Consider the following 21,001-nt stretch of genomic DNA (forward strand, 5'->3'; position numbering starts at 1 on the left):
TGATAATCAGAAAATTATTAGTAACTTTAATGGGAACTTAAAACCAATTAACTATGTCACATATATTAGCTGGAGTATTTGGTCATCACAGCGACTACAAAAAACTGGAAAGTGATCTGGAAAATTCAGGATTTGAAAACTCAGATTATATTGTATACCTTAATGATGGTTCCGGTAATTCTCAATTTCTGGCAAGTGTTACCGTAAATGATCTTAATCAGATTGACCTTGCAAGAAACGCATTTATTCAGAATGCAGCATTGAAATCCTATTTATTTGAAAATATGAAGATCAATGAAACCAATTATGATACCATCAAAAGGTATATTGATGCAAGAAACAGAGCTGAAATCCACAGCAGCCCTGATATTAAAATCAAAACGTCAAGTGACGGTATGAATTCTGAAGTGAAATTCTAATCGATATAAAATCTAATAGCCGGAGATCCGTAGTGCATACTGCGGATCTTTTATGTTTGAAAAAAGTAAAAAATTTCGTATTTTCGTCTAATTATAGGCATGTGCACAAATGAGCTACGATTTAGAACAAGAGAATAAAGAGATCCTTGCCAGATATAAGGACCTGATCTCTAATACATACAGAACATTGGATGAGGAAAATAATAAGCTCATCCGAAAGGCATTCGATATCGCGCTGGATGCCCACAAGGATCAAAGGAGAAAATCCGGAGAACCTTACATCTACCACCCTATTGCTGTTGCTAAAATTGTAGCAACAGAGATTGGTTTGGGTGCTACTTCTATTGCCTGTGCACTTCTGCACGATGTGATTGAAGATTCTGATTATACCTACGAAGATCTGAAAAAAATCTTTGGTGAGAAGATTGCCAATATCGTGAATGGACTGACGAAAATTTCCATCATGAACCACCAGAATATCTCTGTGCAGTCTGAAAACTACAGAAAACTCTTACTGACATTATCTGAGGATTTCAGAGTGATTCTGATTAAAATTGCAGACCGTCTCCATAATATGAGGACTCTGGAAAGCATGGCTCCGGATAAGCAGAAAAAAATTGCTTCGGAAACAGTGTATATCTATGCTCCGATGGCTCACCGTCTTGGATTGTATAATATCAAATCTGAGCTTGAAGATCTTTCTTTAAAATATAATAATCCGGAAGTCTATAACGAGATCACGGAGAAATTGGAACTGGCCAAGGAAAGCCGTGAAAGGTATATTGAAGAATTTAAGAAGGAAGTATCCGAAAGGCTTCATGAAGAAGGCTTAAACTTTAAAATCAAAGGCCGCGCGAAAGCTATTTCTTCCATTTACAGGAAAATGCTGAAACAGGGAGTTTCCTTTGAAGAGGTTTTTGACAACTACGCCATCAGAATTATTTATAAATCGGATGCGAAAAATGAAAAATTCCTGGCCTGGAAAATTTACTCTATCGTTACGGATGTATACCACAGTAACCCATCCAGAATGCGTGACTGGATTACCCAGCCCCGCTCTACAGGATACGAGAGTTTACATTTAACAGTTTTAGGCCCTGATAAAAAGTGGATTGAAGTACAGATCCGTTCCGAAAGAATGGATGAAATTGCTGAGAAAGGGGTTGCCGCACACTATAAATACAAAGAAGGTTACAAACAGAGTTCTGATGACAGAAATTTTGAAAAATGGGTAACCGAGATCCGTGAAGTACTGGAACAGCAGCAGAATCTTTCCACCTCGGAACTTCTGGATAATATTAAGCTTAACTTATATTCCAAAGAAGTATTTGTCTTTACGCCAAAAGGAGAAATTAAAATCCTTCCGACTAATGCTACCGCTCTGGATTTTGCTTTCTCTGTTCACTCCGATCTGGGAATGAAATGCTTAGGTGCCAAGATCAATGGAAAACTGGTTCCTATCTCCTACATCCTTCAAAACGGAGATCAGGTAGACATCCTGTCTTCTCAGAACCAGAAACCTAAATCGGACTGGCTGGAATTTGTTGTGACGTCTAAGGCCAAATCCAAGATTAAAAGTTATCTGAACTCTCAGAAAAACCAGCTGGTAGAAGAAGGAAAAGAAATTCTGCAGCGAAAACTTCGTCACGCCAAAATCAATTTTAATGATGATGAAATTAATAAACTTCAGAAGTTCTTTAATTTAAAATCTTCCCAGGAACTCTTCCTTAAATTCCAAAGTAATGAACTGGATGTAAGCAGCCTGAGAAAATATATAGAAAGTAAAAACGTATTCAACAATTTACTTTCAAGATTCAGAAAATCACCCAACAAAAATCTGCATTTTGACGATCCGAAAGAGGAAAACCTTGATATGATTGTGTTTGGGAAGGACGAAGAGAAACTTAACTACACGTATGCAAAATGCTGCACAGTGATTCCGGGAGACAAAATCTTCGGATTCATAACGATTTCAGACGGAATCAAGGTACACAGTGACAACTGCCCGAATGCCATCAATCTGAGGGCACAGTACGATTACCGTGTCATTCCTGCCAAGTGGGTGAATGCGGAAAGCTTCAAAAACAGAGTAAAAATTGAAATTGAAGGGCTTGACAGAATGGGTATGATTAATGATATCACGACTGTCATCAGCGGGAGTATGGGGATGGACATGAAAAGTATGTCTATTGAATCCAACAATGGTGTTTTCACAGGAAATATCAACCTCGAAGTCAAAAATAAAGGTCAGCTGGAAGAGACCTTTAAAAAACTTAAAAATATTAATGGTGTTTCCAGAGTGAGACGGGTACAATCGTAAACATGAATTTATCTCTTTATTTTAAAAAATTTTTCAACAACAGTCAGTCCTCAGGAATTATTCTTATTTTCTGTGTACTTATTTCATTGCTTATTGCCAATTCGTCTGCTGCAGAGAACTTTCAGCATTTTTTAGACAAAGTGGTGGGAACGCATCTTTTTGGATTGGAATATCCTGTCAGCATCTGGATCAATGATGGTCTGATGGCAGTTTTTTTCCTTCTGGTAGGTCTTGAAATAAAACGTGAACTTGTAGAAGGTGAGCTTTCATCTTTTAAAAATGCTTCTCTTCCTATTTTTGCAGCCGTAGGCGGAATGCTTATTCCCGCTGTTATCTACAGCATTTTCAATACAGGAACGGAATACAGCAATGGCTGGGGAATCCCTATGGCAACCGATATAGCCTTTTCTCTTGCCATTATTTCGATGTTAGGCAAAAAGATTCCCAATTCTATCAAGATATTTTTAGCGGCATTAGCTATTGTAGACGATCTGGGAGCGATCCTAGTGATCGCGATTTTCTATACAGAGCAAATTCACTGGAGCTATCTCCTGCTATCTTTTGGGGTAACAGCCTTACTTTTTATTTTGAACTTTTTAAAAGTAACCAAAACAATATTGTACATCATTCCGGGACTGTTTTTATGGTATTTCCTTCATCATTCCGGAATTCATGCAACCATAGCAGGTGTTTTGCTGGCGTTCTCCATTCCTACCAATGCTTCGAATGTAGAAATTTCACCTCTGGAAAAACTGGAGCATCAGCTTCATATTCCGGTAAGTTTTCTGATCATGCCAATATTTGCTTTAACGAATACCAATATTACTTTTTCCAGTGAAATGGTGGCAGGAGTTACAAGCACATTAGGACTGGGAATTATCTGTGGATTGGTATTGGGTAAGCTGATTGGGATCAATCTGTTTTCATTGATTGCTATTAAATTAAAGCTCAGTTCACTACCTCAAAACAGTAACTGGCTTCAGATGATTGGTGTAGGATTGCTGGCCGGAATCGGGTTTACTATGTCTATTTTTATTGCATTGCTTTCTTTCAAAGAAGAAATTCCGATTCAGGATGAAGCGAAGTTTGCAATTCTGATTGCGTCCTTTATTGCCGCCATTGCCGGATTTATTGTACTCAGTCTAAGTTCAAAAGAAAACCCTGAACTGGAAGAGAATTAATCTTCCTTCCGGTTCTCCAATTTTCTTTTGTGTTCCTCATCACTATCAAAGTCCGGTTCAGTAATCTGTGCATGATATTCTGAGGCTTCTTTCTTTATCTCATCAGACAGCAGCTTTTCTATTCTGAGTTTTCGGATCGCCATATTCAGCTCATTCCCGAATAACAGGAGATATACATTTACATTTACCCAAACCATCAGTAGAATCATACTGCCAATGGATCCGTAAAGAACATTATACCGGGCGATATCCTTTACATAAATGGCAAAAATATAAGTTGTAACCACAAACAATACTGTAGTCAGAATAGCTCCCGGAACCGCTTGTCGGAATCTCGTGATCTTCACAGTGCCCAGCCAGTAAAATAAGGTCAGAAGTATAAAATAAAAAAGCGGAAAAGAAACAAATCCGATAATTTTAGAAAGGTTATCTACCAGCCAGGTTACATCATAAGCCGGCGTAAAAAGCTTCATTACAACCTCTGCGTAATACACTCCAAACAGTGTTAAAAAAACGATGGTAATAAAGCCTATCGTGATAAAAAATGAAAGAATAAACTCTTTTACGTCACTTAATTTTTCATCTGTATTTTCATTAAATCCGTTGATCAGGGAAAATGTACCGTTCGTTGCAAAAACAAGAGCCAGAAGAATCGTCAGGTTACTGATTCCTTTCATATTCGGGATGATATTGCTTACAATGTATCCTTTTACGTCGCCTTCCATGTTGGATGGAAAAACATTATGCATCAGCACATCAAAAATATAGAACTGAAGCTCATCATACAGCGGCATATGAGGCAGTACAGAAAGCAAAAACAGAATAAACGGAAACAGACTTATGGTAAAACTCCACGAAATAGCAGCCGCTTTTCTGCCTATTTTCCCTTTAAAAATCCCGGAGATATAGATCTGAAACATCTGCCAAAGCGATATTCCCAAAACAGGAATATGGATGCTGTCAAAAAAATCTTGAATCTTTAAAATAAACTTAGGAACCTTTACACTCATCGATCTGTTTGTCTTTATACAAAGGTAGGGGAATTAAATTAAATGGGAAAAGATATAAGATGATAGGTGGCAGCTAGCAGAAATTTGAGAATTTAAAGTTTAAGGTTTAAGGTTTAAGGTTTAAGGTTTAAAGTTAATGAGAACGTAATCACCTGCAATTCTTTATCACCTAACCCCGCATCACGTATCACGCATCACGTATCACGTATCCCGCAAAACAATCAACAACAATAACTCTAAACTTTAAACCCCTGAACTTTGAACTTTACCCTGCGAAGCCCTATCTTTGCCCTCTGAAACTTCTTACAATGCGAATCAGCTTACTTTGTATCGGAAAAACGGATGATAAGGAAATTACCTCTTTAATCAATTATTATCTCAACCGTTTACCCAAACACTGGAATTTTGAAATTACAGAAATTCCGGATGTGAAAAATGCCAAAAACCTATCTCCAGACCTTCTTAAAAAAGAAGAAGCCAAGTTATTCTTAAACCATATCGACAAAAACGATCTGGTGATGATTCTTGATGAAAAAGGAAAACAGTTTACCAGCCGCGAGTTTTCACAGAAAATTGACACCTGGATGAATTCTTCTGTCAAGAAAGTACATATTCTGATCGGAGGCGCTTATGGCTTCGCCGAAGAAATCTATAGCAGAGCCAATGAAAAAATGTCTTTATCCAAAATGACTTTTACCCACCAGATGATCCGCCTGTTTATTGTAGAACAGCTCTACCGCGCTGATCAGATTTTGCAGGGTAAACCTTATCATAACGATTAAAACAAAAGGTATTATCTCAAAAGTCAAATAATTGGTTTTTGTCATTCTGACACAGAATGACATTCCTGAAACAACCTCTTTTTTATTTCAGACTGATCTGCCTCTTGGCTTCACCCACCACAAAAGCAACGGAATTGGCAATATTAAAGCTCCTGATGAGTTTAGACATAGGAATGGTCAGATGATTTTCAAAACGGTCCAGAACCTCTTTACTCAGTCCTACACTCTCCTTTCCGAAAACCAGCCAGTCTCCGTCCTGAAAATCAGTTTCAAGATATGATTTTTCGGCATGGGAGCTCATTAGAAAAACACGTGACCTGTCAGGGATTGTACTGATCCATTCATCCACATCTGCATATTCAGAAACATCCAGATGCACCCAATAGTCCAATCCGGAACGCTTCAGGTTTTTATCATTAATTACAAATCCAAACGGATGAACCAGGTGTAATCTGCTTTCGGTTCCTACACACAATCTTCCGATATTTCCTGTATTATTAGGTATTTCTGGCTCTACAAGAACAATATTCAACATCTTTTTATCTCTTTATTCTTTTTAGTATGGATTTATTTAATGATTTGGGTAGAATGTTTTTAATTTATTTCTTTACACATTTAGCATAAGAATCAGTAAGGACTGCTTTTTCATAGCCTAGAGCCACTGCTTTATCCAGATTTTCACAGGCTTCCTTAAGTTTGGAGATGTCCAGGAGAATCATGGCTTTGCTTACATAAGACTGGGCAAATTTCGGATCTATGGAAATTGCTTTATTAGCATCTGCCAGCGCTTCCTTATATTTTTTCATTTTAAAATAGACGTCTGATCTTCCGTTATAAAGTAATGATTCCGGTTTTTCAGCAAGAAGTTGATTATAATCTTTCAACGCTCCATCCAGGTCACCATTATTTTTTTTCAGATTGGCAAGCCCTGTTTTTGCAAAAATGTTATCCGGAGCAAAAGTGAGAATCTGGTTAAGATCTTTAATAGCAAGATCTTTTTTTCCCTGGCTGTCGTAAATTTTGGAACGGGTAAGATACAAATCAGCTGTTTCAGGATTTACTTTGAGTCCTTTTTCTACATATTCCAATGCCTTTACTTTGTTTCCTTTCTGGCTGTAAAGCGATGACAGATTCACGTATACAGAAATTGACATAGGGTTTGCTTTTAAAGCAGAATCATAAGACTTAAAAGCCTGAGTCGTTTTTCCAAGCCTTCTTTGGGACGTTCCAAGATAATCGTAATATTCTGATTGAAATTTTTGGATCTGTTCTTTTTCTGCCAGTTTTAAATACTGTTCTTCTGCACATTTATAATCAGCCTTGTTAAAGCATTCTTCAGCCAGTTTTTTATTCTGGGCATAGAAATTAAGGTATAAAAAGAGGGAAATTACTGCTGGTAAAGTTTTTTTCATGAGTTTATAGTTTGTTTGTTGATCACTTTTTTGGCGAGTGCACCAAATATCACTCCCAATAAAGATCCAACAAACGCCCCCACCAAAATATCTATCGGGAAATGCACTCCTAAATATATCCGGCTGTAGGAAACCACCAGAGCCCATACAAATATAGCATATGGAAACCATTTAAGCTTATTTTTTAATAAAATACTTAAAAAGGATGCCAAAAAGAATGTATTGGAAGCATGAGCAGAATAAAAACCATATTGCCCACCACATTTCACGATTCTCATATGATGTTCCAGTGTAGGGTCATGACAAGGTCTCAACCTAGCTACACCATATTTGAAAACACTGGCCAGCTGATCAGAAACCGTCGCACCGATGGCCAGAAATATAAGGATAAAAACTAATGATCTTAGTTGATGGTTTTTGTATAAAAAATAAAGAAATATAATATAAAGAGGTACCCAGATCCAGGTACTTGAAATCAGCATCCAAAACTGGTCAAAAGATGAATCCCCCAAATTATTAAGGTAAAGAAATACCTTCTTATCTTCCTGTATGATTTCCTCCATGATTATCTGCTTACAGGTCCTTCATAAGTCTCATCATCTGCAGGCTTCGGTTTTGGCGGCTCATTGGAGGCAACAGAAGAAGAAGGTTCCGTTAGAATATCTTTTTGAATATCATTCATCGGATTGAAATCCTTTGCAGCATCTTTTACCTTCTCAATCTCACGTTTGATTTCAGAAACAGGGTTATCTGTTTCTTTCATAATTTCAGTTTTAATATCTTCCACTGCTCCACGCATCTTTCTAACGCCTGCACCTAAGTCACGCGCAATCTGGGGCAGCTTATCCGGACCGAATAATACAACGATTGCAATGGCAATGAGTGCCATTTCTCCAATGCTTAATTCCATGGCGTAAAATTACGAAAGATTATTGCATTTATGGACTGTAAACTAAAAATTTAAACAAATTTTAAGATTTTATAATGAAGTTCAGGATTCAATGTTCAAGGTTCAAAGTTTAATGTTTTGTAGACGGGTTGCGGGTTTCGCGATTATTTTAGTGCAGGTTGCTTGGTAGCGAGTTTTTGGTGTTGTTACGAGGGCGAGTTGCTGGTTCTTTTTATTCCTGTTACCCACAAACTTAAACTTAGAACCCTGAACCCTCAAACTCTCAAACTCTCAAACTCTCAAACTTAGCTCCTAACATCTGCAACCTCCACTTATTAATTAACAAATATTTAATTCAAAATAGTGAGAATTAATTAATATTTATGTATATTTATAATACACAACCAAATCAATATTCATTATGAAAAAACTAGTAACTACTTTTAAAGTTTTTGCCGTGTTGACGGTAATGGTACTTCAAAGCTGCCGGAATGAAAACAATGAGGTGAACCAGCAGGAAACCATTCAGGCTAAGGTAACCCTAGACGATCTGAAAAAAGAGATCACTCCTGCTTCTTCCCAGATTGTTCCTGAAGCAGTACAGCATCAGCTGGATGAATCCGGCAAAAATCTCGAAATCTATTTAAAAAATGATTTACAGATTACCGGAGTAACAGTGCTGGGAAAAATTTCAACCCAACAGGGTGTTGAACTTTCAAAAAGCCTTATTACGGATCAAAATGAGTTCATTGCATCCGGGAACATAATGGATCCATCCTCTGTAAAAATCGGAAAAATCGGAGATTTGTATAACGGAGAGGATCTGACAACTGCACAACGGGGATTAAAAGAAGCCATCACCGAAGAAGTAAAACCGGGCACTCAAGTTATGGAAGTAACATGGAACGGAAAAAGCGGAAAATTTACCACGTTGTGTTTTTATGGAGATTCAGGAATTATATGGGACAATATCTTCGGAGGTCTTGTGATGATGGATACCAGGGGAAATTCAGAAACATCTGACAGCGAAGCTTCAAAAGTAGCTTCTACATGGTATAAACAGTGGTGGACAGCCAATTGGCTTTGGGGTTCTAAACGAGGTGAAGCCGGATATAAGATTACCATTTATTATTCAGGATCCACCGTTTCCAATGCAGATGTCAGTGATTGGGGGTACATCAGCTTAGGAAAAGCGAAAAGTGAGAGTAAAATTATAAAAAGAACAGGTGCCTACGGACAATGCCGTTATGCCCTTGGACTTTGTACTCCTACAGGTTCTTTAAGCTTTAATTCCACTAATTTCTCTGTGTCATTCTCCGGATTGGGCAGCAATATAGTAAGTAACGGGACAAAATCCCTTTATCCATAGTTATTTTCATAAAAATCAGATTTTAATCAAAACGGGAAGCTCAGTGAGTTTCCCGTTTATTGCATTGATAAGTTCTACCAGATTCTGACTTTAGATTTCAATGCTTCTATTGCATTTTCTTTAAGGCCAAAAGTATTCATCAGTATTTCATAAAGCTGTACATCATTTTCTATTGTTACAGCTTCTTTTTCACCATCGCCGGAGCGTATATTCAGCACATGATCCGTATAGGTATAGCGGGCATTTTCATCTACTTTTGAAAGAATCAGTCTGTTTTTAAAATGGGAATCCGGATGGGTAGACAGATACCAGTTGGAAATATCCAGATCAATAAGTTCTACATGCTCAGGAATAAACCGGTACACCGGAAGCCACTGCTCTTTCCACATCCAGAGTGTATAGGTTTCTTCCTTGTGGGAAATTTTAAATATTCCGTTGGGCGTTTGCTGCTGATCTTCTTTATTTAAAAGTATGGGTGAAGTAAGCGTAGCTGTTCCAAATCCGCAATCCACTACATATTGATCACCATCAAGATCCACAATAAGCAAGAGATGAGTCTGCGCCGCCATACTGTCTTCCTCTCTTCCCCACACTACCCTTCCAAGCTGAAGCTTTACATTGAAACCTAGTGTTTTCAAAACTTCACTTAAAAGCAGGTTTTGTTCATAGCAATATCCGCCTCTGGATTCGATCACCAGTTTTCTGAAAACATCATTTAACTTTAAAGAAGGAACAGTCCCCGTATAAGGGTCAATATTCTCAAAGGGTATATGTTTCGGATGAAGCTGATGAATCCTTTTCAGTGTTTCCATGCTCAATTCCGGAGTTCCGGAGAAATGAATCCGTTCCAAATACTTTTCCAGATCTGATGTATTCATAATTTGGTTTTTTGTTTCAAAATAAATAAAAAAGACTTGTAAAATTATTGAATAATATAACCCGAAAATCAATTATAGCTCATCAATAGACCTATGACTTATGAAAATCCTTTTCCGAGGTTACATCAACTAAATTTTTATTTTTTTTCTGAAAAGCAGAATACGTAATCACGACACTGACTGCCATTAAAATAAATGCTAAAAAGAAAGGCGCACCGGAAAATTTGAACGGTGCTTCATCATGCGTGAAATAGTAAAACAAGTTCGTCATCATCGGAGGTCCGATAATGGATGTAGCACTCATTAAGCTCGTTAACGCTCCCTGAAGTTCTCCCTGTTCGTTGGAAGGAACACTTTTCGTGATAACAGACTGTAAAGCCGGCCCACAGATTCCGCCTAAGCAGTAAGGCACCAGAAATACAAACATCATCCAGCCTTCTGAAGCAAAGGCAAACAACAGCATTCCTACAGCATAGAAAGCCAGTCCGTAATAAATGCTTTTCTGCTCTCCCAGCCTTGGCGTTGTATATCTGATAAGCCCGCCCTGTACAAGACCTACCAGCAAACCTACTACTCCCAATGAGATTCCTACCATTCTTTCTGTCCAGCTGAACTTATACATCGTAAAGAAGCTCCAGTTACTCTGTACCGCATGGCCTGCAATATAGATCAATATCAAAGAAACAATCAAACCTGAAATTTCAGGGTGCTTGCCTAAAAACTTAAATGAACCAATAGGGTTGGCACGTTTCCAATCAAATTCTCTTCTTTTATCTTTATCAAGACTTTCGGGAAGGATAAAATAACCGTAAAGGAAATTAAGTAAGCATAGGCCTGCCGCAGCATAGAAAGGTACTCTTGCTCCGTAATGCCCGAGAACTCCACCCAGAACCGGCCCAATGATAAATCCAAGACCAAAGGCTGCCCCTATCAGTCCAAAATTCTTGGCACGGTCTTCATCAGTGGAAATATCGGCAATATAAGCACTGGCCGTAGTGACACTTGCTCCTGTGATCCCTGCAATGATTCTTCCTAAAAACAGCCACCAGATCGTGGGAGCCAATGCAAGGAAAATATAATCTACTGCAAATCCGAAAAGAGAGATCAGAATGATGGGTCTTCGTCCGTATTTATCACTGAGGTTTCCGACTAACGGAGAGAATATAAATTGGGTAAATGCATAGGCAAATCCGAGCCAGCCACCATATTTTGCGGCTTCACTAATATCTGCATGAATAAGTTCCTCTATTAATTTGGGAACAACAGGAATGATGATCCCCCATCCTGTAATATCGATCAGTAAAGTAATAAATATGAAGCCTATAGCTGCTTTTTTCTTTGAATTTTCCATGATGGTGCAAAATTAATCAAATCTGAAAAATAATGATTCTAAATTATGATATGAATAGTTAATATGAATACTAAAAAATTGTAAAGCCAACATGATCATGAATAGCTGATCTTGATATTTCTGACTTTAACTTTTAAAAAAAGGCCGTCTCTTTCGAAACGGCCCTTACTAATTTATTGTAGTTTGTATTACTTTGAAGCAAGTTCTTCTTTAGCAGAAGTGGATTTTCCATGTACCTCTTCTTCTTTTCCTGTTTTAAGGAAGTCGTAAGCAATTGCAGACGCAATAAAGATGGATGAGTAAGTACCGAATCCAATACCGATTAACATCGCAAACATAAATCCTCTCAAGTTATCTCCACCGAAAATGAAGATCGCAAGGATCACCAGAATCGTAGTGAATGAGGTGTTGAATGTTCTACCCAATGTGCTTGAAATAGAGTCATCAAACAGACCTGCCAATGTTAAAGATTTTTTCTCTCTCAGGTATTCTCTGATTCTGTCGAAGATAATTACCGTATCGTTGATTGAGTAACCTAATACAGTAAGAATTGCAGCGATGAAATCCTGGTTGATCTCCATGTTGAACGGCATATATTTGTGAAGCAATGAATAGGCTCCCAAAATAATTACCGCATCGTGGAATAGTGCAGCAACCGCTCCAAGAGAGAACTGCCATTTTCTAAATCTTACAAGAATATAGATGAAGATCATTGCTAATGCCGCTAATACCGCATAGATACCGTGAGTTTGAATATCATCAGCCACAGAAGGTCCTACTTTCTCGGAAGAAATAATTCCTGCATGGTCTTTATCAGCAGATTTGAAATCTTTCAATGTCGTTCCTGCCGGTAAGTTTGATTTTAAACCTTCAAATAATTTCTGTTCGATAATCTGGTCAGCTTTTAAAGATTCATCTTCGATAAGGTAATCTGTAGAGATCTTTAATTGTTTGTTGTTTCCGAAAGTTTTAGCTTCTACAGAAGAGTTTTTACCATCTTCAGTTTTAAATAATGCTACTAATTTTTCTTCAACATCTTCAGCTTTTACATCTTTATCAAATCTAACGACATAGTTTCTACCACCGGTAAAGTCGATACCGTATTTGAAACCGTGTGTTGCGATAGAAATAATACATACAACTGTAAGAACAGCAGAAATGATGTAAGCATATTTTCTCTTTCCGATGAAATCGATCCAGGTATTTCTGAACAGGTTCTTCGTTGCCGGAGTCCATACAGAAAGTCCTTTTCCTTTATTTAATCTTGAGAAGATCATTACTCTTGAAAGCAATACAGATGTAAACAATGTCATTAAGATACCGATCATCAACGTCAATGCAAAACCTTTGATAGGTCCTGTTCCGAAGAAGAACAATACAACTGCCGTTAGGAAAGTCGTAGTGTGACCGTCAATAATCGCGTTTAATGCATGTTTGAAACCATCTTTGTAAGCTTCAAGAATACTTTTCCCGGCGAATAATTCTTCTTTGGTTCTTTCGTAAATGATAACGTTCGTATCGACCGCCACTGCCATCGTAAGAACGATACCTGCGATACCTGGAAGCGTAAGCGTAAAGTCTCCCGAATCCATAATACCGAAAATATAGAATAAGTTGATCACCATCGCAATTACCGCGTAAACCCCAGCTCCACCGTAGTAGAAAATGATATAAACAATGATAATCGCAAATGCAATGATGAACGACATTAATCCAGAATCAATAGCCTCCTGTCCTAAAGATGGACCTACAACCGTAGCCTGAACTACTTTTGCACCTGCAGGCAATTTACCGGCACCTAACACGTCTACCAGTTCTTTAGCTTCTTCCTGAGAGAAGTTACCGGAGATCTGGGTTCTACCGTTAGGGATAGCATTAACAACGTTAGGAGCTGTGTATACTCTGTTATCAAGAGTTACAGCAACTGGTTTTCCAACGTTTTTCTCGGTTAATGTTTTCCATTCTTTAGCTCCTTTAGAGTCCATCTGCATATCTACCACTACTCTGCTTAGTTCATCGTAGCCGATGTTTGCAGTTTCAACAGCACCGTCTACCGGAGCTTTTTGGTTGATGTTACCTCTGATCGCATACAATACTAAACTTTCAGTATCGGTAGCTTCAGGCTTGTAACCCCACATGAACTGTGTATATTTAATGTTAGCCGGACGTAAAGACTGACCTACTTTGCTGTTTAAGATTTTGTTTACAACAGCAGTATCGGATAATTTTACGTTGGCAACACCATTCGTTCTTAATTTGTCAAGCTGTAAAAGGCTCATGAAGTTCACATTCTTTGCCACTCCCATAGAATCTCCTTTTGTAGCAACCATAGTTGTCAAAGTCTGGAAATAAGGCGCAATTTCAGGAACCTGCTGTACTTCCCAGAATTGAAGTTTTGCAGAAGTCTGAAGCATTTTCTTCACTTTATCGATGTCCTTCATACCAGGCATTTCTACAGAAATTCTCGCAGTACCAGGTACTCTCTGAACGTTTGGCTGGATCGCTCCAAGCTTGTCAATTCTCGTTCTGATTACCTCGAAAGCGGTTCCTACAGATGCATCGATTTTTCTTTTAACAATGCTTTTTACCTGATCATCAGGAGTGTTGTACTTCACTTCAGTAAGCGTTGTATTTCCGAAAATTTCCGGATCTGCCAACTTCAGGTTGGTACCTTTAGCTTTGTTAATTACATCGAACTGCTCGAAGAAGTTGTCGATGTAAGGTTTAGTAGAATTCTTCTGTGCTTCATCAGTTTTGTTTAAAGCCTCAATAAGGATAGGATTTGTAGAATAATTGGTTAAATCATTCACAAGATCTCTTTGGTTAATTTCCAAAAGAACGTTGATCCCTCCTTTCAGGTCAAGACCAAGTTTCATTTCCTTGTCTTTGGCTTTAGTGTAATAAAGTTTTGTGAATCCTAAGTTCAAAGTATCCTTAGAAAGTCTTGCGATTTCTTTCTGATACTTCTCCGGATTGTCTCCTGCAAAAGCAGTCGCCTGCTTTTCAATTTTGCTGGCGTACCATGTTGGTAATAGCTCGTTTAAGCAAATCAACCCTAGTACAATAGCGACAATTGTAATAAGTCCTTTTCCTTGCATTTTGTTATAACTACGTTAAATTAAGTCGGCAAATATAATGATTTTCTTGTATTTTATGAATTTTTAACAACAGAAATGGTTTATTTCCAGATATATTGGTGTGGTGATTTCTATTTAAGATTTAACAATTTTTTCATACGATTATAATGAAGTCTTCAAAATCGATTGGTATAAAATTTTCATTTACTTTTCCAACACACTAACTCTCAAAATATTATGAAAAAATTACTTTTTTGCATCAGTATTTTTTCTTCCTTAATTGTTAATTCTCAAAGCATTAATTTGGAAGAATTTGCCACAGGACTGACGAGTCCTGTAGAGATTACGAATGCCAATGACAGCCGTCTTTTTGTGGTTCAACAGAACGGTATCATTAAAATTATTCAACCCAATGGGACAATTAACGCTACCAATTTCCTCAATATCGGAACAAAGATTATTTTTGGCGGCGAAAGAGGTCTTCTAGGTCTTGCATTTCATCCTCAATACTCTGCTAACGGGTATTTTTTTGTGTACTACAACAACCCTTCTGGGAATATTATTGTTGCAAGATACAGCGTAAGTTCAACAAATCCGGATGTAGCGGATCCCGCTTCTGAAAAAATTCTGCTGAACATTCCCAAGCCATTCGACAATCACAATGGAGGAAGTATCCATTTTGCCCCTGACGGAAAACTCTGGATTATCACCGGAGACGGAGGAAGCGGTGGTGACCCGAATAACAATGCTCAAAACAAAAATTCACTGCTGGGGAAAATGTTGAGAATAGATGTAGATGCTACAGGCCCCTATAACATTCCTCCTGACAATCCTTTTGCAGGAGCCGGAGTGGATGGTGCAGACGAGATCTGGGCTTACGGGCTCAGAAACGCATGGAAGTTTTCGTTTGATCTTACAACAGGAAACGCCATGATTGCTGATGTCGGACAGGGAGCAATAGAGGAAATCAATAAAATGCCTATTACCCAGGGTGGCTTAAACTACGGCTGGCGATGTTATGAAGGGAATAATGCGTACAATACTGCAGGATGTGCCGCACAGTCCACCATGACCTTCCCTGTTGCCGTATACGACCATTCCGGTGGCAAATGTTCCATCACGGGTGGTTATGTCTACAGAGGAACGCAGTATCCGTCACTTCAGGGAAAATATTTTTTTGCCGATTACTGCTCTACCCAGATCGGAATTCTGGATAGCAATAATGCCATCACATGGACAACTCCTTATTCCGGAAATAACTTTTCCACTTTCGGAGAAGACTACCAAAAAGGATTGTACGTAGCTGCCGTAAACAGTGGAAAGATTTTTAAAATAACCACTGGTACTTTGGGAACCCAAGAAAATAATGCTTTTGGAAATATAAAAGTTTATCCTAATCCGGCTTCAAAAGAAGTTTTCATTGATGGGGTGAAAGATAAAAAAGCAACCCTGGAAATCATCAGTGTAGAGGGAAGAAAAGTGATGGAAACGGATCAGATTATTAATGGCAAAGGAATTAATATTTCAGGGGTTCCTGCCGGAGTGTATTATATTAATCTGAAATCCGGGGAACTGAAATCATATAGTCAGAAATTGATTATCAAATAGTAGTAGCTGGTTGTAAACGCAAACGAAACGCTAAGGTTTTTACATTCTATAAAAAAGGATTGCAAATGGGTTTCACTAAGCAAAAATATTACTAAGCAGAGCGGCTTTGCGAGCAAAAAAATAAATCGGCATTATAAAATCTTTGCCAACCTTGCGTTTAATTATTTTTAAATAAAGGAGTTGTTTAAACTATCAAAAAACATTGGATATTTCTTGAAAGTTTAAACAAGTTCAAAATAAGCCCATAAGTCAATAAAAAAGCGGTTCAGAACTGAACCGCTTTTGCTTATATTGTCATGGAGAAAATCCTTGTTTCAGGTTTATTTCTCATCATTCTCAGGTCAAAAACCATGGCTACATTCCTTGTGAATGCTCTTCCGGCTTCTGTAATTTTAACTTCAGTTCCATTGATTTCAACCAAACCGTCATTTTCCATCTCTTTCAGCATTTCCAGTGCATTTTCAAGCTCAGGGAAAGAGTTGTTGATATCAAAAGTGGTTTCAAGCTGGCACATCAGATTCAGAATATGTCTTCTTACCGTAAGATCCTCTTTACTCAGTACATGTCCTTTTACCACAGGAATTTCACCTTCTTCAACCATTTTCTGGTATTCCTCAACTGTTTTTACATTCTGGGCAAAAGCATACCATGAATCTGAAATAGCAGACATCCCAAGTCCTACCATCAGCTGGGTTTTGCTTGATGTATATCCCATGAAGTTTCTGTGAAGTTTTTTATGAATCAGAGACTGATACAGATCATCATGCTCAAGAGAGAAGTGATCCATCCCAACCTCAATATATCCTAAATCCTGAAGAAGCTTTTTCCCATCTTCATACAAACGGCGTTTTTCTTCACCGCTTGGGAGGTCATTTTCATCAAATCCTCTTTGTCCGACACCTTTCACCCATGGAACATGGGCGTAAGAATAGAATGCTAACCTGTCCGGCTTCAGTTCCATTGTTTTTCTGATGGTATGTTCCATTGCTTCCCAATTCTGGTGTGGCAATCCGAAAACCAGGTCATGACTGATTCCTCTGTACCCTATTTCCTTTGCCCATTCTGTAACGTTTTTCACATTTTCAAAAGGCTGGATTCTGTTGATGGCTTTCTGAACTTTAGGATCGTAATCCTGAACTCCAAAGCTCACTCTTCTGAAACCAAGGTCGTATAAAGTCTGAAGATGTTCTTTCGTCGTATTGTTTGGATGTCCCTCGAAAGAAAATTCAGGATGCTCTGCAATATCCACTGATGAAAAGATACCTTCCAGCAATGTTCTTAAATTTTCAGGTGAGAAGAACGTGGGTGTTCCTCCTCCAAGGTGTAGTTCTTTCAGTTTAGGTCTTTCATTGAAAAGATCAAGATATAATTTCCATTCTTTTAAAACACTTTCAAGATAAGGAACTTCAACACTGTGCTGTTTGGTGATACGCTTATGGCATGCACAAAATGTACACAATGCCTCACAGAAAGGCAAATGGATATAAATAGAAATTCCCTCCTCTGCATTGCTTTCATGAAAAGACCTGATTACGGTTTCCTTCCATTTTTCCGGTGAAAATGTTGACTCATCCCAATACGGAACGGTAGGATAAGAAGTGTAACGCGGTCCGGGAATATTATACTTATCTATTAAAGAGTTCATTGTGAAAATTAAATTTTATAAGGGTATGAAATTTAACATAATTAAAATTCATCTTACAAAATTAACCATTAGTTATGAATTTTAACCTATGAATTATATTAGGTTCTATTTTATAATGAGTCTAAATACGTATGATCAGGCTTTTGGCCAATAGTGATAAATTCTATTCCTGATATTTAAAATTTTAATTTCATGACGGCAATTTTGCTATTTCCTGCAAGAACAATATTATTCCTATCAATCCATTGGCAGACAAAGAAGCCTTTTTCATCAGAAATCTTTTTCCAGGTCTTCCCAAAATCTGAGGAATAGCTGATATGCTTATCTCCTACTGCAATGATTTCTTTTCCTTTTGATCCCGGTTTAATTTTCACACAGGTTGTATATCCTGCGTTCTGCCCTGAAGCCTGAATCTGCCAGGTCTCGCCGGCATCAATTGTGGTTGCGATATTATTGATATTAGCATCCTGTTTGGTATAATCTCCTCCTGCTGCTATTCCGAAACGGTCTTCAAAAAAATCAATGGAATACATTCCCTGAGAAGATTCTCCTTGTATGATTGGAGTGTTGAATACTTCTATTTTTTCATCTTTCAGGTTCATTCTTAAGATTCTTGAAGCTTTTCCTCCAGTCGCAATCCATAAGTATTTTTTAGAGGATGAAATATTGGTATTGCTGGCAGCAAAAGCAGCTTCGCCATCATTTAACGTTACAGTATTTTTAAACATGTTCCATTTCCCATCCTTATACACTGCCAGTTTCAGCAGGTGATCTTTTTCTGCGTCACTGAAGGTATAGCCAAGTTTATCATTCACGAAATGCAAAGCATCATAAAAAGCAGTTTTTGCAGTATCTTTAAAAATCACCTGTGCTTTCAGATCTTTTTTATCAATTTTGAAAAAACGTGCAGGACTTTCAATGTTGATTGCATAAAAAGATGTTTTGTCCTGCGCTAATGTTCTGAACTGAAGTTTTTCCTCAGACAGCCTGATCTGTTTCTGGTTTTTATAGTCTTTAAGATCTACAAACCCGAATTTGGAATCCGTACCGCTGTACCAGACTTTGTTGTCATATAGTTCAAGAGCCCTGATACTGATTTTATCGTTAAGAATGGTTTCAAGGCTTTCCACCTGCTGGGAAAACGCTGTAAGTCCAGCGGACAAAAATAAAATGGAAAAAAGTTTTTTCATATACTGATATTGGGACAAAAAAAACCGCCGAAGCGGTTTATATTATTATTAATCCTGATTCTGATATTTTTCAGGGTTATTAAGCTTACTGTTTGATTTTCCGTAAAGGAAGTATACCAAACCTCCTAAGAATAACCATACTGCAGAAAGTTCCAATGCATGGGCACTTAGGTTAAAAATCAAATATAGGTTGATAATTACTCCTAATGCCACTACGATTTTATAAGCAGGAACTTTGAAAGGTCTGATCAGGTTAGGTTCTTTCTTTCTCATCACCCAAACTGCGATACAAACCAGTGTAAATGCAAACAGGGTTCCGAAACTTGTCATATCTGCCAATGTAGAAATTGGTGTAAATGCAGCGATTAAAGCTACTACAATTCCCAACAGGATAATTCCTTTGTAAGGTGTTTTTGTTTTTGGGTGAAGCTGTCCGAAGAATTTAGGAATCAAGCCGTCTTTTGCCATACCGATGAAGATTCTGGACTGCCCCATCATCATTACCATTACAACAGAAATCAACCCTACAGTAGCAGCAATCGTTACGATATTACTCGCCCAGTGCTTTCCTGCAATTTCAAAAGCATACGCAACAGGTGCTTTGATGGCATCCGGATATCTTCCTTCAGGATTAAAGTCTGTATAATGCATCATCCCTGTCAATACAAGAGATACACAGATATATAAAGCTGTACAGATCAATAGTGAAGCGATGATAGCGAAAGGTACATCTTTTTTAGGGTTAATAGCTTCTCCAGCCTGTGTAGAAACAGCATCAAAACCGATATAAGCAAAGAAAATAGCTGCTGCTCCGGAAATGATCCCTTTAATACCATATGCCGAGACCATATCGCCCTCGGAATTCTTGATCTTTATCGGATCCGGAATAAAAGGCTTCCAGTTTTTAACCCCATCTACAGCGTTATAAAGATCTGTATTAGAGAAAATGATATATACTCCGGCGATAATTACAAAGATAACAGCTGAAGTTTTCATTAAAACGATCAGGTTATTTGCTCCTGCTGCTTCTTTAGTCCCTTTTACCAATAATGCAGTAATCAGAAGAACAAGAATAAATGCAGGCAGGTTCATTGAAAATCCGTCTCCGGTATAACTTGCGGGATCTGAAGTCAGATAGGAAGGTAGGTGAATATTAAAAATCTTCAAAAATTTATTAAAATATCCGGACCAGCTCACGGAAACGGCCATACTGGCCATGGCATACTCGAGGATGAGACACCATCCCATGGCCCATGCAAAAATTTCTCCTACAGTTCCGTACGCGTAGGCATATGCTGAACCCTCTACAGGAATAATGGATGCAAACTCTGCATAGCATAATGCAGCAAAAACGCAGGCGATCCCTGCGATGATAAAGGAAATTGCAAGTGCTGGCCCTGCATGATAATAGGCTCCTGTTCCGGTAAGAACAAAGATTCCACCACCGATGATAGCACCTACTCCAATTGCTGTTAAACTCCATTTACCAAGGACTTTTTTCAGCTCACTTTTCTTCATATCTGCCTCATAGGCACTTAGTGGCTTTTTAACCCAAATTTTCGACATGTTTTTTTATTTATTAAGGATTTACGAAAATATAAAAAATTTAGAAACTCTCACGTTAATCGTTAAAATTTCATCATTTATTTTACATTAAAGACTTTAAAAACCTGACCAGCACCTTATTCATAGTATTCTACAGACATGAAGTTTTCCTGTTCTGATTTTGATCCACAAAATCAGGAAGTCAGTAATAATACAAATATGCCGTAATCCGTAGTTTTATAAAAAAAATATTTGTAAGGATAAATAATGACGTTTATAGTTAAAAAACTACAGCGATTTGATGATGATCTGACAATTGCTTTAG

Annotated in this window: 17 protein-coding genes; 6 read left to right on the forward strand and 11 right to left on the reverse strand. The window is 37.9% G+C overall.

Translation table 11 applies throughout. The features are described 5' to 3' along the window. Window positions 1-53: 53 nt before the first annotated feature. From LIV57_RS05075 to nhaA, 3 genes are all read left to right on the forward strand, one after another. Complete coding sequence (locus tag LIV57_RS05075) at window positions 54-419, forward strand: hypothetical protein (RefSeq protein WP_227941705.1); 366 nt, start codon at window positions 54-56, stop codon at window positions 417-419. Between the two features lie 109 nt (window positions 420-528). Next, window positions 529-2,739, forward strand: coding sequence for a RelA/SpoT family protein (locus LIV57_RS05080; RefSeq protein WP_137904224.1), 2,211 nt, complete (start codon window positions 529-531; stop codon window positions 2,737-2,739). A gap of 2 nt (window positions 2,740-2,741) precedes the next feature. Further along, window positions 2,742-3,920: a Na+/H+ antiporter NhaA gene (gene nhaA, locus LIV57_RS05085; protein ID WP_227941706.1), complete on the forward strand. Its 1,179-nt coding sequence runs from the start codon at window positions 2,742-2,744 to the stop codon at window positions 3,918-3,920. On the opposite strand, the gene LIV57_RS05090 is transcribed toward nhaA, so the two are convergent. Next, entirely contained in the window at window positions 3,917-4,930 is a 1,014-nt protein-coding gene (locus LIV57_RS05090; RefSeq protein ID WP_202843857.1) for a YihY/virulence factor BrkB family protein, read from the reverse strand. The two genes, nhaA and LIV57_RS05090, sit on opposite strands and share 4 nt — an antisense overlap. A gap of 308 nt (window positions 4,931-5,238) precedes the next feature. On the opposite strand from LIV57_RS05090, the gene LIV57_RS05095 reads away from it, so the two are divergent. Continuing rightward, on the forward strand, window positions 5,239-5,712 hold the full coding sequence (locus LIV57_RS05095) for a 23S rRNA (pseudouridine(1915)-N(3))-methyltransferase RlmH (protein WP_227941707.1): 474 nt from the start codon (window positions 5,239-5,241) through the stop codon (window positions 5,710-5,712). An 82-nt stretch (window positions 5,713-5,794) separates the two neighbouring features. Here LIV57_RS05095 and LIV57_RS05100 read toward each other — a convergent pair whose 3' ends face one another. The 4 genes from LIV57_RS05100 to LIV57_RS05115 form a co-directional block, all read right to left on the reverse strand. Further along, window positions 5,795-6,247, reverse strand: coding sequence for a tRNA (cytidine(34)-2'-O)-methyltransferase (locus tag LIV57_RS05100; protein WP_202843859.1), 453 nt, complete (start codon window positions 6,245-6,247; stop codon window positions 5,795-5,797). Window positions 6,248-6,311: 64 nt separating this feature from the next. Further along, a complete protein-coding gene (locus tag LIV57_RS05105; RefSeq protein ID WP_227941709.1) occupies window positions 6,312-7,124 on the reverse strand; it encodes a tetratricopeptide repeat protein in 813 nt (270 codons plus the stop codon). After that, complete coding sequence (locus LIV57_RS05110) at window positions 7,121-7,687, reverse strand: phosphatase PAP2 family protein (RefSeq protein WP_110011127.1); 567 nt, start codon at window positions 7,685-7,687, stop codon at window positions 7,121-7,123. Before LIV57_RS05110 ends, LIV57_RS05105 begins: the two co-directional genes overlap by 4 nt. Window positions 7,688-7,689: 2 nt before the next feature. Continuing rightward, window positions 7,690-8,034 carry a twin-arginine translocase TatA/TatE family subunit gene (locus LIV57_RS05115; protein WP_110011128.1) on the reverse strand — a complete coding sequence of 115 codons (345 nt, stop codon included), beginning with the start codon at window positions 8,032-8,034 and terminating at the stop codon, window positions 7,690-7,692. Window positions 8,035-8,434: 400 nt separating this feature from the next. Here LIV57_RS05115 and LIV57_RS05120 point away from each other — a divergent pair, with 400 nt between their 5' ends. Continuing rightward, window positions 8,435-9,382, forward strand: coding sequence for a hypothetical protein (locus LIV57_RS05120; RefSeq protein ID WP_227941710.1), 948 nt, complete (start codon window positions 8,435-8,437; stop codon window positions 9,380-9,382). 74 nt (window positions 9,383-9,456) lie between these two features. Here the strand turns inward: LIV57_RS05120 and LIV57_RS05125 are convergent, their stop codons facing one another. The 3 genes from LIV57_RS05125 to secD form a co-directional block, all read right to left on the reverse strand. Continuing rightward, entirely contained in the window at window positions 9,457-10,260 is an 804-nt protein-coding gene (locus tag LIV57_RS05125) for an arylamine N-acetyltransferase family protein (RefSeq protein WP_227941711.1), read from the reverse strand. A gap of 91 nt (window positions 10,261-10,351) precedes the next feature. Beyond that, window positions 10,352-11,611, reverse strand: a complete 1,260-nt coding sequence (locus LIV57_RS05130; RefSeq protein WP_110011131.1) for a TCR/Tet family MFS transporter — start codon at window positions 11,609-11,611, stop codon at window positions 10,352-10,354. A gap of 188 nt (window positions 11,612-11,799) precedes the next feature. After that, the gene (gene secD / locus LIV57_RS05135; protein WP_227941712.1) at window positions 11,800-14,709 is read right to left on the reverse strand and encodes a protein translocase subunit SecD; all 2,910 of its coding nucleotides are present in this window, start codon (window positions 14,707-14,709) and stop codon (window positions 11,800-11,802) included. Window positions 14,710-14,925: 216 nt separating this feature from the next. Between secD and LIV57_RS05140 the strand changes: the two genes are divergently transcribed. Continuing rightward, entirely contained in the window at window positions 14,926-16,296 is a 1,371-nt protein-coding gene (locus tag LIV57_RS05140) for a PQQ-dependent sugar dehydrogenase (protein ID WP_227941713.1), read from the forward strand. A 286-nt stretch (window positions 16,297-16,582) separates the two neighbouring features. Here LIV57_RS05140 and hemN read toward each other — a convergent pair whose 3' ends face one another. From hemN to LIV57_RS05155, 3 genes are all read right to left on the reverse strand, one after another. After that, window positions 16,583-17,941 carry an oxygen-independent coproporphyrinogen III oxidase gene (gene hemN / locus LIV57_RS05145; protein ID WP_227941714.1) on the reverse strand — a complete coding sequence of 453 codons (1,359 nt, stop codon included), beginning with the start codon at window positions 17,939-17,941 and terminating at the stop codon, window positions 16,583-16,585. Window positions 17,942-18,117: 176 nt separating this feature from the next. Further along, window positions 18,118-19,131, reverse strand: coding sequence for a WD40/YVTN/BNR-like repeat-containing protein (locus LIV57_RS05150; RefSeq protein ID WP_227941716.1), 1,014 nt, complete (start codon window positions 19,129-19,131; stop codon window positions 18,118-18,120). 48 nt (window positions 19,132-19,179) lie between these two features. Beyond that, on the reverse strand, window positions 19,180-20,697 hold the full coding sequence (locus LIV57_RS05155) for an amino acid permease (protein ID WP_227941717.1): 1,518 nt from the start codon (window positions 20,695-20,697) through the stop codon (window positions 19,180-19,182). Window positions 20,698-21,001: the final 304 nt, after the last annotated feature.

The sequence above is a fragment of the Chryseobacterium sp. X308 genome, from assembly GCF_020733145.1.
Taxonomy (GTDB): Bacteria; Bacteroidota; Bacteroidia; order Flavobacteriales; family Weeksellaceae; genus Chryseobacterium; species Chryseobacterium cupriresistens.

Coding starts and splice junctions, on each gene's coding strand:
- LIV57_RS05075 (WP_227941705.1), top strand. CDS start 54: ATGTCACATATATTAGCTGGAGTATTTGGTCATCACAGCGACTACAAA.
- LIV57_RS05080 (WP_137904224.1), top strand. CDS start 529: ATGAGCTACGATTTAGAACAAGAGAATAAAGAGATCCTTGCCAGATAT.
- nhaA (WP_227941706.1), top strand. CDS start 2,742: ATGAATTTATCTCTTTATTTTAAAAAATTTTTCAACAACAGTCAGTCC.
- LIV57_RS05090 (WP_202843857.1), bottom strand. CDS start 4,930: ATGAGTGTAAAGGTTCCTAAGTTTATTTTAAAGATTCAAGATTTTTTT.
- LIV57_RS05095 (WP_227941707.1), top strand. CDS start 5,239: ATGCGAATCAGCTTACTTTGTATCGGAAAAACGGATGATAAGGAAATT.
- LIV57_RS05100 (WP_202843859.1), bottom strand. CDS start 6,247: ATGTTGAATATTGTTCTTGTAGAGCCAGAAATACCTAATAATACAGGA.
- LIV57_RS05105 (WP_227941709.1), bottom strand. CDS start 7,124: ATGAAAAAAACTTTACCAGCAGTAATTTCCCTCTTTTTATACCTTAAT.
- LIV57_RS05110 (WP_110011127.1), bottom strand. CDS start 7,687: ATGGAGGAAATCATACAGGAAGATAAGAAGGTATTTCTTTACCTTAAT.
- LIV57_RS05115 (WP_110011128.1), bottom strand. CDS start 8,034: ATGGAATTAAGCATTGGAGAAATGGCACTCATTGCCATTGCAATCGTT.
- LIV57_RS05120 (WP_227941710.1), top strand. CDS start 8,435: ATGAAAAAACTAGTAACTACTTTTAAAGTTTTTGCCGTGTTGACGGTA.
- LIV57_RS05125 (WP_227941711.1), bottom strand. CDS start 10,260: ATGAATACATCAGATCTGGAAAAGTATTTGGAACGGATTCATTTCTCC.
- LIV57_RS05130 (WP_110011131.1), bottom strand. CDS start 11,611: ATGGAAAATTCAAAGAAAAAAGCAGCTATAGGCTTCATATTTATTACT.
- secD (WP_227941712.1), bottom strand. CDS start 14,709: ATGCAAGGAAAAGGACTTATTACAATTGTCGCTATTGTACTAGGGTTG.
- LIV57_RS05140 (WP_227941713.1), top strand. CDS start 14,926: ATGAAAAAATTACTTTTTTGCATCAGTATTTTTTCTTCCTTAATTGTT.
- hemN (WP_227941714.1), bottom strand. CDS start 17,941: ATGAACTCTTTAATAGATAAGTATAATATTCCCGGACCGCGTTACACT.
- LIV57_RS05150 (WP_227941716.1), bottom strand. CDS start 19,131: ATGAAAAAACTTTTTTCCATTTTATTTTTGTCCGCTGGACTTACAGCG.
- LIV57_RS05155 (WP_227941717.1), bottom strand. CDS start 20,697: ATGTCGAAAATTTGGGTTAAAAAGCCACTAAGTGCCTATGAGGCAGAT.